This window comes from Clostridium sp. AT4 (assembly GCF_001517625.2).
In the GTDB taxonomy this organism is placed as follows: Bacteria; Bacillota; Clostridia; order Lachnospirales; family Lachnospiraceae; genus Enterocloster.
This window is the reverse complement of the sequence record NZ_LN999827.1, coordinates 504856-518605: the sequence shown is the minus strand read 5'-3', so window position 1 is coordinate 518605 and position 13750 is coordinate 504856. Positions and strand designations below refer to the sequence as shown.

The 13750-nt window shown below is 47.0% G+C and carries 15 protein-coding genes; 11 read left to right on the top strand and 4 right to left on the bottom strand.

Features of this window, described 5'->3' with window-relative positions:
• Positions 1-22: 22 nt before the first annotated feature.
• From gnpA to BN3656_RS05575, 4 genes are all read left to right on the top strand, one after another.
• The gene (gene gnpA, locus BN3656_RS05590; RefSeq protein ID WP_066545052.1) at positions 23-2248 is read left to right on the top strand and encodes a 1,3-beta-galactosyl-N-acetylhexosamine phosphorylase; all 2226 of its coding nucleotides are present in this window, start codon (positions 23-25) and stop codon (positions 2246-2248) included.
• Positions 2249-2304: 56 nt separating this feature from the next.
• The gene (locus BN3656_RS05585; RefSeq protein ID WP_066545048.1) at positions 2305-3321 is read left to right on the top strand and encodes a hypothetical protein; all 1017 of its coding nucleotides are present in this window, start codon (positions 2305-2307) and stop codon (positions 3319-3321) included.
• Positions 3322-3531: 210 nt separating this feature from the next.
• Positions 3532-3960 (top strand): HIT family protein, encoded by a 429-nt coding sequence (locus BN3656_RS05580; protein WP_066545043.1) that lies wholly within the window; start codon positions 3532-3534, stop codon positions 3958-3960.
• Positions 3957-4505: an RNA polymerase sigma factor gene (locus BN3656_RS05575; protein WP_066545041.1), complete on the top strand. Its 549-nt coding sequence runs from the start codon at positions 3957-3959 to the stop codon at positions 4503-4505. The genes BN3656_RS05580 and BN3656_RS05575 overlap by 4 nt, the downstream gene beginning before the upstream one ends.
• 6 nt (positions 4506-4511) lie before the next feature.
• Here BN3656_RS05575 and BN3656_RS05570 read toward each other — a convergent pair whose 3' ends face one another.
• Complete coding sequence (locus BN3656_RS05570) at positions 4512-5582, bottom strand: undecaprenyldiphospho-muramoylpentapeptide beta-N-acetylglucosaminyltransferase (RefSeq protein ID WP_066545038.1); 1071 nt, start codon at positions 5580-5582, stop codon at positions 4512-4514.
• Between the two features lie 136 nt (positions 5583-5718).
• On the opposite strand from BN3656_RS05570, the gene BN3656_RS05565 reads away from it, so the two are divergent.
• From BN3656_RS05565 to phoU, 7 genes are all read left to right on the top strand, one after another.
• Positions 5719-5943, top strand: coding sequence for a hypothetical protein (locus BN3656_RS05565; RefSeq protein ID WP_066545036.1), 225 nt, complete (start codon positions 5719-5721; stop codon positions 5941-5943).
• Between the two features lie 33 nt (positions 5944-5976).
• Positions 5977-6405, top strand: coding sequence for a hypothetical protein (locus tag BN3656_RS05560; RefSeq protein ID WP_066545035.1), 429 nt, complete (start codon positions 5977-5979; stop codon positions 6403-6405).
• A gap of 206 nt (positions 6406-6611) precedes the next feature.
• A complete protein-coding gene (locus tag BN3656_RS05555; RefSeq protein WP_066545034.1) occupies positions 6612-7538 on the top strand; it encodes a phosphate ABC transporter substrate-binding protein in 927 nt (308 codons plus the stop codon).
• Between the two features lie 27 nt (positions 7539-7565).
• Entirely contained in the window at positions 7566-8501 is a 936-nt protein-coding gene (gene pstC / locus BN3656_RS05550) for a phosphate ABC transporter permease subunit PstC (RefSeq protein WP_066545033.1), read from the top strand.
• On the top strand, positions 8491-9393 hold the full coding sequence (gene pstA, locus BN3656_RS05545) for a phosphate ABC transporter permease PstA (protein WP_066545032.1): 903 nt from the start codon (positions 8491-8493) through the stop codon (positions 9391-9393). The genes pstC and pstA overlap by 11 nt, the downstream gene beginning before the upstream one ends.
• A 30-nt stretch (positions 9394-9423) precedes the next feature.
• Entirely contained in the window at positions 9424-10185 is a 762-nt protein-coding gene (gene pstB / locus BN3656_RS05540) for a phosphate ABC transporter ATP-binding protein PstB (protein ID WP_066545031.1), read from the top strand.
• Between the two features lie 33 nt (positions 10186-10218).
• Positions 10219-10881: a phosphate signaling complex protein PhoU gene (gene phoU / locus BN3656_RS05535; RefSeq protein ID WP_066545028.1), complete on the top strand. Its 663-nt coding sequence runs from the start codon at positions 10219-10221 to the stop codon at positions 10879-10881.
• Positions 10882-10949: 68 nt separating this feature from the next.
• Here phoU and fsa read toward each other — a convergent pair whose 3' ends face one another.
• The 3 genes from fsa to BN3656_RS05520 all read right to left on the bottom strand — a co-directional run bounded on the left by fsa (position 10950) and on the right by BN3656_RS05520 (position 13728).
• Positions 10950-11603, bottom strand: a complete 654-nt coding sequence (gene fsa, locus BN3656_RS05530) for a fructose-6-phosphate aldolase (protein WP_066545026.1) — start codon at positions 11601-11603, stop codon at positions 10950-10952.
• Between the two features lie 227 nt (positions 11604-11830).
• A complete protein-coding gene (locus BN3656_RS05525) occupies positions 11831-12580 on the bottom strand; it encodes a DeoR/GlpR family DNA-binding transcription regulator (protein ID WP_066545023.1) in 750 nt (249 codons plus the stop codon).
• A 5-nt stretch (positions 12581-12585) separates the two neighbouring features.
• A complete protein-coding gene (locus tag BN3656_RS05520) occupies positions 12586-13728 on the bottom strand; it encodes a glycoside hydrolase family 88 protein (RefSeq protein WP_066545317.1) in 1143 nt (380 codons plus the stop codon).
• Positions 13729-13750 lie beyond the last annotated feature (22 nt).

Below are 13750 nucleotides of genomic sequence, written 5' to 3'. Positions count from 1 at the left end.
TGCCAAAGGGCAGGCAGAGAAAATGGAACATACAAAATATCCGCATACAAAGGGCAGCTTTACACTTCCGGGAGAGGCAGGCTGCGAGGCTTTGACACTGGAGCTGGCAGATCAATGGGGGGCAGATGTGATCCGTGATTCAGACGGAACCAGGCTTTCAGATGAAATCGTAAATGCAGGCTATGAGATCTATTCCACGATCTGCATCATCCGGGACCACAATGAATGGGCCAGAGCCCATATGGACCGTCTGCAGCAGACATTTCTCATGTCTGCTCCCAAAACTGCAAAAGCAGATACAGTAATAATCGGCCTTCTGGACGGCTATTTTAAGGAGCAGTTTCTTGTAAATGGTTCAGAGGATTCTCTGGAATTCTGGCAGGTGTTTGACCGCACGGACAATGTAGAGGTTCCCAGAGAGCAGTGGACCTTTGATGAGGCGCAGGGCACTGTGACGGTTGCAGGAATCAGGGCATATCACGATTATACGGTGAATTTCCTAGCATATCGGATCTGGGAAGAGATCAATATGTATAATCATGTTACAAATCACTGGGATAAAGAGCATCTGATGCCCGTTGATCCCCGTTACCCGGATACGCAGGAATATCTGCTTTCCTGGCTGAAAAACTGGTGCGGGGAAAATCCGGATACCACGGTGGTACGTTTTACCTCTCTTTTCTACAACTTCGTTTGGATCTGGGGAGAGGATGAACGCCATAGAAACCATTTCACAGACTGGGGCTCCTATGACTTCACCGTAAGCCCCAGGGCTTTGAAGGAGTTTGAGAAGGAATACGGCTATGGCCTGACCTCTGAGGATTTTATCAATCAGGGACGCCTTCACGCGACTCATATGGCTCCCGGCAAAAAGCAGCTGGATTATATGAAATTCACCAACCGTTTTGTGATTTCTTTTGGAAAGCAGCTGGTAGATCTGGTTCATTCCTATGGAAAAGAGGCCTATGTGTTTTATGATGACAGCTGGGTAGGACTGGAGCCTTATTTCCCAACATTTACAGAATTTGGATTTGACGGTATCATCAAATGTATCTTTTCAGGCTATGAGGTCCGCCTGTGTGCAGGTGTGGACGCTCCGGTTCATGAGGTTCGCCTTCATCCCTATCTGTTCCCTGTGGGACTTGGAGGGGCGCCTACCTTTTCCGGAAATGGAGATCCCAAAAGAGATGCTGAAAAATACTGGATTGCGGCAAGAAGAGCCATGCTCCGGGCAAAAATTGACCGGATCGGTTTGGGAGGGTACCTGCATCTGTTAGAGGATTATCCTGATTTTGTGGAATATATCAGCCGGACTGCAGATGAATTCAGAGCCATAAAGGCTCTTCATGAGGAGGGAGAGCCCCAGCTTCTGCGCCTTCATGTGGGAGTGCTGACTGCCTGGGGAAAAACACGCTCCTGGACACTTTCCGGCCATTTCCATGAGACCTGGCAGAATGATCTGATACATATCAATGAGGCATTGTCCGGCTGGCCGGTAAAGGTGGATTACATTGATTTTGAGGATATAAGGGAGCAGGAGCTTTCTGACTATGATGTAATTATCAATGCAGGCTTTGCAGGAAGCGCATGGAGCGGCGGAGAGCAGTGGAACGACAGCCGGGTACTGGAAAAACTCAGAAGCTATGCAGAGGAGGGCGGATGTATCCTGGGAGTATGCCAGCCTTCTATGATAAAAGGATATATGACGAATTTCCGTCTTGCAGATGTGCTGGGCGTAGATCAGGATACGGGCGAACGGTGCTGTCATGGGCGGATTTCTTATAAAAAGGCAGAGAAATTCTTTGGAGATGACAGTGTATTCAGCAAAAAAGAGCTTGATTCGATTGCAGGAAGCCTGAAAGGAACGGAAGGTATTTATCTTACAGATTTTAATGTACAGGTGTTGGCGGAGGATGTGGCCTACAGCCCGATTGGAGAAGAGGTACATAGCCCTAAGCTGACCTATCACCCTTATGGAAAGGGCTGCGGCATTTACCTGTCACATTTTACATACAGCGTTGAAAACAGCCGTTTTCTTCTGGAACTGCTCTTAAAGGCAGCGGGAAAGGAAGAGGAAAAAGCGCAGCTGGGAGATAACATATATTGTGAAGCAGCCTATTTCCACTGTTCAGGAAAGGCAGTGGCAGTCAATAATTCTGATCGGCCTCAGCACTTGAAGATCACCCTGGGCGGTGCCGTAAAGGAAGTGGATCTGGAGCCCTGCGGCAGCTGTATGATAGAAATATAATCATAAAAAAGCGCAGGTAAAAGAGATGGCAGAGTACAGATTTACAGATCAATGCTTTGAAAATGCTACGGAAAAATGACCAGAAGCGCAGGAATTTAAAGGCCTATGATCAGTTTGCGTCCAATGTTCGCCGCTATGTAATGGAAACCAGGAGGCTGGGCGCTGTACTGGTGCTTGTTACCCCTATGAGCCGGATTCCGGTTCGGGACGAAAAGGGCTGGTATGATCTGCTGGAGGCTCATGCAGACAGTATCCGACGTGTGGGGCAGGAGATGAACGTTCCTGTGATTGACCTTCACAGCCTGACTTTTGAAGCATTCTGTTCCATGGGGCCGGAGACCTGCCAGAATTATTTTAATGATACCACCCATGTAAATGATTACGGCGGAGCTCTTCTGGCCGATATGATGGTAAAAGAAATACGGAGGCTGAGAATTGAGCCGCTGTGCAGTCATATGAACCATACCGTTTCTGGTGGCTGGGAACCGGATCTGTCCCTTCGTCCTCAGGGACAGGCAGAAAGCAGCAGGATCGAGGAGCGGCCTAATCTGAGCATGGATCTGCCGGAGCTCCCCTATGAGGACTGCCGCAGCCTGACCAAAAAGGATGTGGAAATGCTCAAGCAGGCGATGAAATACGGTCTTTTAGACCCCTGCGTGCGATATCTCCATCCCTTGGAGGAAATGCCACGGGCGCAGTTTGTATTTCTGTTCCTGAAAGCAGTGAAACCAACGCTCAGACGCCCCTGGCAGGGTGAGTATTGTGACTTAAGCCGTTATGAGTATGATGCGGAGCAGATTCAGGCGGCCTGGGATGAAAACCTTATTGATCCAGAGACTACACCGGATGATCGCTTCCGTCCGGATGATCCGCTGACACTGGGAGAACTCATAAGCTTTACTGTCAGGGCATTCCGCCCCAAACAGCAGAGAAGGATTGGAAGTCTGGAATGCATCCGGGAGGCAGAAAAACTGGGATGGATCAAAGATACCTGCCAGGATATGAACCGAGTTGTAACCAGAGCAGAGGCAATCCAAATGACGGTAAATTTGTACTGTGAAAAATTTACATAATTCTTCCTTAATTGGGCGATTTTTACAGGGGATGGGGAGAATTTTCCATATTGGGAATGCAACCCACTTAACAAGAGATTAAAGTTATGTTAATATTAAGCATATCTGGAAATGATTGTAAACGACATTGAAAATGGATAATCATTCCGGATATGCTTTTATCGTATGGTATGAAAAGCGGTTCGGGCCGCAGGAGGGAGGAATGTCAAAATGACAGACGATAAGTGTATTTTCTGCAAAATTGCAAACGGAGAGATACCGTCCGCAACAGTATATGAAGATGATATGTTTCGGGTTATTCTGGATCTGGGACCGGCGACCAGAGGCCATGCCCTGATTCTGCCCAAGAATCATTTTGCGGATGTATGCGCACTGGATGAGAAAACAGCTGCGAAAGTGCTTGCTATAGGAGCAAAGGTCGGCGCAGCGATGAAAGAAGGATTAGGCTGTGCAGGTTTTAACCTGGTTCAGAATAATGGAGAGGCAGCCGGACAGACCGTGATGCATTTTCATATGCATGTGATCCCCCGCTATGAGGGGGGACCCAATATAGTCAGCTGGACACCCGGAGCTGTTTCCGGAGATGATCTTACAGAGCTGGCAGAAAAAATAAAAGGCAGTTTTCGAAAGCAGGAATGATTAAGAAGATGGATGAAAAAGCCAGAAGGCGGTTTGAGCAGATGTACCAGGAGTATGAAGGTACCGTCCGCAGACTTGCCTATGGATATAATATTCCTGTAGATTATATAGACGACATCGTTCAGGATACATTTGTTTCCTATGCCCAGTATGATTATTCTCTGGAGCAGACAGAAACGGGCAAGAGGATACTTCTTGGCCGGATTGTGAAAAGCCGTTGTGTAGATTACCGCAGAAGGCTTGAAAACAGAACCTGTGAGGATGTAGATAATGATGATTTTATAATGGAAGACTTCAGGATACAGAATAGAAAGCAGAGTATTCCGGAGTATGTAGCCAGTAAAGAGCGATGTATCGCCATACTGGATGCAATTGAGAATATGCCTGATAACTGGCAGAAGGTGGCAAATTTAAAACTGATACAGGGAAGGCCCACAGAGGAGGTATGCCAGATCCTGAATATTTCAGAAAAGGCCTGTTACTCCAGAGTGAGCCGTATCAGAAAGCATATGGAAACCCTTCTCAGAAATGAAATGTGGCCGTAGAAGCGACTATTTCCCTGCGGAACATTCATTGATCAGCGTCATGATGGTTTCCACTGCATGGTTTAACTTACTTGTTTCCATAGCGCTGATATAGGAGGAACGATTGGCATAGAGCTCATTCACTGCCTCACAGAGACGGTCATCTGTGATGGCTTCCTCCTCTAAGACTTTGCTGAAGCCCTGTTTTGCAAAGGAATTCGCATTTAAGATCTGATCGCCCCGGCTGGCAGCTGCGGACAGCGGGATCAGCAGATTGGGCTTGCGGAGGGCTAAAAGCTCGCAGATGGAGTTGGCTCCGGCTCTGGAAATAACGATATCTGCCGCTGCAAAGAGGTGTTTTAACGGAGCGTCTACATACTCATACTGCACATATCCCTCGGTGCCGATGAGAGATTCATCCAGATTGCCCTTACCGCAGATATGTATGATCTGGAAAGAGGGCAGAAGACGGGGCAGTATACGGCGCACAGCGGTGTTGACAGCCACAGACCCAAGACTGCCTCCTATGATCAGCAGGACTGGTTTCTCTTCTTTTAAGTGCGCATAAGCCAGTCCGGAAGTCCGTTCTCCCTTTAAAAGCTCTGCGCGGATGGGAGAGCCGGTGAGAACTGCCTTGTCGGCGGGAAGATATTTCATAGTTTCGGGAAAATTGCAGCAAACCCTTGCGGCAGAGGGGATGCAGATTTTATTTGCCAGTCCCGGCGTCATATCAGATTCATGGATAATGGTGGGGATTTTATAGTGTTTCGCGGCCAGTACAACCGGAACGGCTACAAATCCGCCTTTTGAAAATACAACATCCGGCTTATAGCGTTTTAAGAGGCGTTTTGCCTCGGCATAGCCCTTGATCACACGGAAGGGATCTGAAAAATTTTTCAGGTCAAAATACCGGCGCAGCTTACCGGAGGAGATTCCGTCATAAGGAATGCCTGCATTTTCAATAAGTTTTCGCTCGATTCCCTGATAAGAACCGATATAGCGGATCTCGTATCCGGCTTCCTTAAGAGATGGAAGCAGGGCCAGGTTTGGAGTGACATGGCCGGCAGTGCCGCCGCCGGTCAGAATGATTTTTTTCATAATTGACCTCCTGAATGAGTATCTGTAACAGCACGGCAAAACAGAGGTGCTATAGTACTATAGTAAGCGTTAACTGCAAAAAGTCAACCCTAAAGCATCAGGGAATATAAGGAGATTTGGTAAACAGAGGTGACCCGTGGGAAAATTTAACAGCAAAAAACCAGATCAAAAGGATCGTATGCAGAGAGAGCCGGGAATCATAAGCGGCTTTTCAGATGAACAGATTTTAAAGGAGTTTGAGGAGGCGATGAGAAATACAAGCCCCCTGCCCCTGCCTCCGCCCCCGGAAAATGAATTTAATCAGATCTGCCGGCGGATAGAAAGGGAAAATAGAATGGCACGGATTGACGGATCTGTATGAAATATCCGTTTAGTGTAAGAAAGGATACATTCCATGCAAAACCTAAAAGAGAAGTTTCGGCATTTTATGATCGGCCGATACGGCGCAGACCAGCTGGGAAGATTTCTGTCGCTTGTGATCGTTGTACTGGCAGCAGTAAGCTTTTTTATACGCTCCTACTGGCTCGGCTCATTGCTCCGCAGTGTGCTGATCGTCCTTTTGGCGATTCTGTATTTTCGGATTTTTTCACGGAATATTACCAGGCGCAGTCAGGAAAATAATGCCTATCTCCGTCTGCATTTTCAGGTTTCAGAGCGCTTAAAAGGCTGGCGCTTCCATCTGGAGGAGAGACGCAGATATAAGATTTTCAGCTGTCCAGGCTGTAAACAGAAGATACGTATTCCCAGAAATCATGGGAAGGTCAGCATCCGCTGTCCCAAATGCGGCCATGATTTTATAAAAAACACAGGCGCGAAAAAATAGACTGTAGTACCGGAAAAGCAAAGACTGCTTTTGCCGGTATTTTTTTGTTATTTTTCCATAAAACGCGTTAGTTTACATAGAATTTACAAAACTTATACCTTTCCTTGCTTTCTCTCAATGTAAAACTTTTGTATACTCCTCCATGTAGCGAAGAACACAACACAATGAAAATAAAGCGCAGAGCGCAACGTGGAGGAAAGAATATTATGAAAAAGAACAGCAAAATGATTCTGGCAGCAGTTGGTACAGCAGTGATGGCAGCAGGTATGCTGGCAGGCTGCGGAAGTTCTTCTAAAGAGACAACAGCGGCACAGACAACAACAGCGGCAGACAGCAAGGCTGCTGATACCACGGAAGCAAAGAAAGAGGAGAAAACAGAGGCTGCTGCTGATTTAAGCGGAACCATCAGCATGGTAGGTTCTACTTCTATGGAGAAGTTCGCAAATGCACTCAGTGAAACATTCATGGAAAAATATCCTAAGGTCACTGTGACGGCAGAGTTTGTAGGATCCGGTGCAGGCGTTGAGGCAGCTGCAAATGGAACAGCAGATATCGGAAACGCTTCCAGGAACTTAAAAGACGAGGAAAAAGCAAAGGGAATCGCTGAGAATATAGTAGCAATCGACGGTATTGCAGTGGTTGTTGATCCTTCTAATACGGTAGAAGATCTGACAAAGGATCAGCTGGCCGGCATTTATGACGGAACAGTAACCAACTGGAAGGATGTAGGCGGAAATGACGCTCCGATCGTAGTCGTAGGCCGTGAGTCTGGTTCCGGTACCAGAACCGCTTTTGAAGAACTGTTAGAGCTGGAAGATAAGTGCAAATATGCAAATGAGCTGGACAGCACAGGAGCTGTCATGGCAAAGGTTGCTTCTACTCCCGGAGCCGTAGGCTATGTGTCCTTAGACGTACTGGATGATACGGTAAAAGCAGTAAAGCTGGAGGGCGCAGAGCCTACAGAAGAAAACATTAAGGCTGGAGCCTACTTCTTAAGCCGTCCCTTCGTAATGGCTACCAAGGGTGAGATTTCTGAGCAGAATGATCTGGTAAAGGCTCTGTTTGACTTCATTTATTCTGAGGAAGGCGCTGAACTTGTAAAGTCTGTAGGACTGATTTCTGTAGAGAAATAATCCGGGCTGGAAAGGAGACGATCTGCAATGACAACGGAAACCTGTTCCATACGTTCCCATCATGGCAGCAAGTCCGGCGTAGAAAAAGCTGCACAGGTGATTTTCACCGCCTGCGGCTTTTTCGCTGTTCTGGCTGTTGCATCCATTACACTGTATATGATTATCAGCGGCACTCCCGCCCTGTTTCAGGTGGGTCTTACAGATATCCTGTTCGGTTCTGTGTGGAAGCCGGATGCCGCAGATCCCAGCTTTGGTATCTTATATGTTATCCTGACTTCTATTGTGGGAACCTTCCTTGCGATCCTCATCGGAGTTCCTATTGGAGTGATGACCGCTGTGTTTCTGGCGGAAATCGCACCGAAAAAGATTGTATCTGTAGTGCGCCCGGCAGTAGAACTTCTGGCTGGAATTCCGTCTGTTATTTATGGACTTCTTGGTATTCTGATTTTAAATCCGCTGATGTATAAGCTGGAGCTGATCATTTTTAAGGGAACAGATCATCAGTTTACCGGAGGAGCAAACCTGATTTCAGCAGTGCTGGTGCTGGCTCTGATGATTCTTCCTACAGTGATCAACATCAGCGAGTCTGCTCTGAGAGCTGTGCCTCTGCACTTCAGAAGCGCTTCTCTGGCAATGGGCGCTACCAGGATCCAGACAATTTTCCATGTGGTGCTTCCGGCGGCCAAGTCAGGTATTATCACAGCTATTGTACTGGGAACGGGCCGCGCCATTGGAGAAGCTATGGCCATCAGTCTGGTATCCGGAAGCTCGGTGAACCTTCCGTTGCCCTTTAATTCTGTCCGTTTCCTGACAACCGCTATTGTGGCTGAAATGGGATACGCTTCCGGTCTCCACAGGCAGGTGCTTTTTACTATTGGACTTGTACTTTTTGTATTTATTATGCTGATCAATATCAGCCTTACAGGAATTCTTAAGAAGGGAGATAAGAAGAATGACAGGTGAAGCAGCCGTCAGGCTTAATAAATATTCTGAAGTTAGAGAAAGCATTTACGGAAAGCATGTCCGTTCGTCAGATATGCTGCTCACAGGTCTTATTTATGGCTGTACCGCTGTTTCTCTGCTTATTCTTGTGGGCATTCTGGGATATACATTTGTAAGAGGGATTCCTCATGTGACCTGGTCTTTCTTAAGCACTGCTTCCAGTGCGGTCAAGGGAACCTTTGGTATTCTGGGAAATATTATTAATACGATCTACATAGTGGTAATTACACTGTTGATCGCTACTCCCATTGGCGTAGGTTCTGCCGTTTATTTGAATGAATATGCAAAGCCGGGGAAGATTGTCCGGATGATCGAATTTACGACAGAAACCCTTTCGGGTATTCCCTCCATTATCTTTGGACTTTTTGGAATGGTATTTTTTGGAAATACCATTGGTCTGGGTTATTCCATTCTTACCGGTTCCCTGACGCTGACATTGATGATCCTTCCCCTGATCACGAGAACGACACAGGAGGCTTTAAAGACGGTGCCGGACAGTTACCGTCATGGCGCTCTTGGGATCGGAGCTACCAAATGGTACATGATCCGTACGATTCTTCTTCCCAGTGCTATGCCGGGTATTGTTACGGGCGTGATCCTGGCTATCGGACGTATTGTAGGAGAATCTGCGGCTCTTTTATTCACTGCAGGAAGCGGTTACTATCTGCCCAAAAATATTCTTGGCAAGATTTTTGAGTCCGGAGGAACGCTGACGATTCAGCTGTATCTGTTTATGCAGAAGGCAAAATATAATGAGGCATTTGGAGTAGCTGTGGTACTTCTGGTAATCGTTCTGGGTATTAACGGTCTTGCAAAATATTTGTCCCATCGCTTTAATGTGGAAACCCGATAAGCGCCGGAGGCAGTCAAAAGGAGAAAAACTGTGGAAAACAAGGTAAAAATCTCCGCACAGAATCTAAATCTGTACTATGGAGAAAATCATGCTTTAAAAAATATTAATCTGGATTTATATGAAAATAAGATTACAGCCTTTATCGGGCCTTCCGGCTGCGGAAAATCGACCTTTTTAAAAACATTAAACAGAATGAACGATCTGGTTCCCAATGTAAAAATCGAGGGAACGGTTCTTCTGGATGATGAAAATATTTATGATCCCCAGGTAGATACGACTCTTTTGCGCAAAAAGGTGGGAATGGTTTTTCAGCAGCCCAATCCATTTCCAATGAGTATCTATGACAATATTGCTTATGGCCCCAGGATCCACGGGATTAAAAATAAGGCTCAACTGGACGAGATAGTGGAGAGAAGTCTGCGTGGGGCGGCTCTCTGGGATGAGGTTTCAGACCGTTTAAAGAAATCTGCTCTGGGACTGTCCGGTGGCCAGCAGCAGCGTCTGTGCATTGCAAGGGCATTGGCGGTAGAGCCGGAGGTTCTTCTTATGGATGAGCCTACATCTGCCCTGGACCCCATTTCCACGTTGAAGATCGAGGATCTGATGGATGATTTAAAGAGCAGATATACAGTGGCTATTGTAACTCATAATATGCAGCAGGCGGCCCGTATTGCAGATTATACAGCCTTTTTCCTTGTAGGAGAGGTGGTAGAATATGCTTGTACAAACGAATTGTTTACCATGCCAAAGGATAAGCGTACAGAGGACTATATTACAGGACGTTTCGGCTGATAGACAGTAAAACCGCGGCGGAAAGGAAAAGATATGACAGTTCGCATAACTTATGAACATGAGTTGGAAGAGTTGAATAAGGATTTAAGAGAAATGGCGTTCATGGTGGAAAAGGCCATTGAGCAGACCTTTGTGGCTTTTGAGGATCAGAATTATACACTTGCAGAAGATGTCATCAAGGGGGATCGGACGGTTAATGATATGGAGCGGGCTATAGAATCCCGCTGCCTGTCTCTGATCCTGCGCCAACAGCCCGTAGCCTGCGACCTGCGCCAGATTTCCACCGCTTTAAAGGTGGTTACGGATCTGGAGCGTATCGGAGATCATGCTTCCGATATAGCAGAGCTGATCTTGAGGATTAAAAGCGAACACGCTTATCACATTGTAAAGCATCTTCCTCTTATGGCGGAAGAAGCCAGGAAAATGGTTCACGATGCGGTAGAGGCCTTTATTTCCCAGGATCTGGAAGAAACTGAAAAAATCATCCGTATGGATGATCGAGTAGACAGCCTGTTTAATCAGGTAAAGACAGATGTGATCAGCCTGCTGAAAACATCGCCGGATCAGGCAGATCAGGGAATCGATCTTTTGATGGTCGCCAAATATCTGGAGCGCATCGGAGACCATGCCGTAAATGTGTGCGAATGGACCGAGTTTTCAAAGACAGGCGCTTTGAAGCATGTGCGGATCATGTAACAGAAACTGTTTTAATATGAAAAATGCCAGCCCCGCAAGCGAAAACGGAGCTGGCATTTTTCATATTATTATTCGCCAAACACAGCCTTATAATCTGCCTGGAATTTTGCAATTCCCTGATCGGTAAGGGGATGCTTTGTCATCTGCTCCAGCACCTTGTAGGGCACGGTAGCGATATCTGCTCCGGCTTTGGCGCAGTCGATCACATGGATTGGATTGCGCACGCTGGCTGCAATGATCTCTGTTTCGATATTGTGCATCTGGAAAATCTCCGTGATATCGTAGATCAGGTCAATGCCCGGCATGGAGATATCATCCAGACGGCCTAAGAAAGGAGATACATAAGTCGCTCCTGCTCTGGCGGCCAGCAGTGCCTGTGCAGCAGAAAATACCAGAGTAACATTTGTTTTAACGCCTTCTGCGGAAAGCACCTTTACAGCCTTTAAGCCTTCTACGGTCATGGGGATTTTTACAACCATGTTTGGATGGATGGCAGCGATCTCGCGGCCTTCTGCGATCATGCCTTCTGCGTCTGTGGTTGTAGCTTTTACCTCGCCGCTGATAGGGCCGTCTACGATGGATGTGATCTCAGAGATTACTTCCTTAAAGTCGCGGCCTTCTTTGGCGATCAGAGACGGATTGGTTGTAACTCCGCAGATGATCCCCATATCGTTTGCCTTGCGGATGTCTTCTACATTAGCAGTATCAACGAAAAATCTCATAAACAAAATCCTCCTCAAATTGCTGTATTTCATACTGGTTTATACATTTATTATAGCGCCATACAGCACAATGTCAAGCATAATATCGCAAAAAAATGCGTTAATTTGCGCAAAAATAAAATCATGTGAATACATAAATTATTAAAAACGCAAACTAACGCACGCATTAAAGAAAAACTAACGCAAACAAACGCAAAAAGAGCAAAGAGAGGCTTTGCAGGCCGTTTTTATATAAAATCCAGTCCCCGGTTCCGGTATCCCAAAGCCATCTCGCCTTCCACAGATCCGTCTGTAATAAGGGCTGTAAAGGCTTCAATCCCGCATACATGATATCGTGATACGGTATTCAGCTTCACGGGATCCACCAGAGCGATGACCCGTCTGGAGGATCGGATCAGCTGGCTCTTGATACTTACCTCTTCAGGATAGGGAATCGTCATGCCGTATTCGGGGTGTACGGCATAAACGCCCATAAAACACAGATCCGGATGGTAGGCGGCTGCCTGAGCAGCTGCCGTTTCACCTACGGTTGTCATGGAATCCTTTAACAGATCCCCGCCCAGAACGATCACCTTTACCTGCTCCTTCATGGAACACACATGGGCGATGCTGTAGCTGTTTGTTAAAATCGTAAGTTTCATATCGGGAGGGATATTCTTAGCAAACTGCAGATTGGTGCTGCTGCCGTCAATGGCTACCAGCTGGTCGGGTTCCAGAAAGCCCAGGGCTCTTTCGGCGAGCTTCTGCTTCAGCTCTACGTCTGCCTCTTCCCGGTCGAAAAAACCGATGACCGGACGTTCCAGAGGGATTGCCCCTCCAAACACCCGTTTTAGCAGTCCTTTTTGATCTAGATCCAGCAGATCTCTGCGGACTGTATCCTCGGAAACCTTAAGGTCGGCTGCCAGCTGGCTTACCACAACCTTTCCTGATGTATGAAGCTTGTTTAAGATCAGTGCCTGTCGTTCTTCTTTCAGCATAAAATCTACTCCTGTGTGCCTGCCTTTTCGCGGAGCAGGATTTCAATGTAAGCAAGGATCAGAGGGGCTACGCCTTTTGCCTCATTTTTTACAATGGGTTCTCTCATATAGTAGTCAAAGGTGCCTTCCCGCATTTCTTTATTTCCAAGTCCTGCAACCAGGCAGATGCCGCCTAACTGAAGTTCTCCGTTTTCTTCAGAGAGATATGTTTCACAGATGCCGGTAAATGCCCTTTCTCCAAAGGTAAAATAGCTTTCATCCAGATAGCCCAGACGCACGCTCTTCATGATCGCATAGGCGAAGATGGCGGAGCCGGAGGTTTCCAGATAGTTTGGCTTAATGCGGCCTCTGTTTACAACCTGATACCACATACCGGTTTCCTTGTCCTGATAGGGCAGCATGGCATCGATCAGTTCCTTATAAATAGCGCCCAGCTTTTCCTTCTCCTGGGCCATGGATCCCGGCATTACCTCCATGGTATCGATCAGGGCCATGGCATACCAGCCCAGTGCGCGCAGCCAGAAATTGTCTGACAGGCCTGTGACGGGGTCGCACCAGAAGGATTCTCTGGAATCATCATATGCGTGGTAGTACAGGCCGTTGCGTGTGTCTTTCATGAGGTCATATACATGAAGGAACTGCTCAAAGGAGTCCCGGCAGTTGGCACCATTATTATAGGTTACTTCGTACTGCATATAGAAGGGCTGGGCCATATACAGGCCATCCAGCCAGATCTGGTTTGGATAGATCATCTTGTGCCAGAAGTTGCCTGTTGTGGTTCTTGGCTGCCCTTTCAGCTGGCTGTATACCGTGTCGATGGCTTTGCGGTACTTCTCCCGTCCGGTAAGCTCATAGAGATCGAAAAGGGTTTTGCCGGCATTTACATTGTCCAGATTATATTCCTTTGGATCATAGGAAGTGATGGAGCCGTCCTCCTGTACAAAGTAGTCGATAAAGGCATCGGCAAACTCCAGGTATTTTTCATTTTTGGTAATATGGTACAGTTCAAGAATGGCCTTGATCATACAGCCGTCAATGTAGTTCCAGGTAGAAGCTCCGCCGTTTTTGATCTTTTCGATGTTCCAGACCGGAGCCTGAGGCGTACTCTTGTCTAACAGCTGGTCAATGTAATGGTCCAAAATCTTCATCATGATATAATTCTCCTTTATC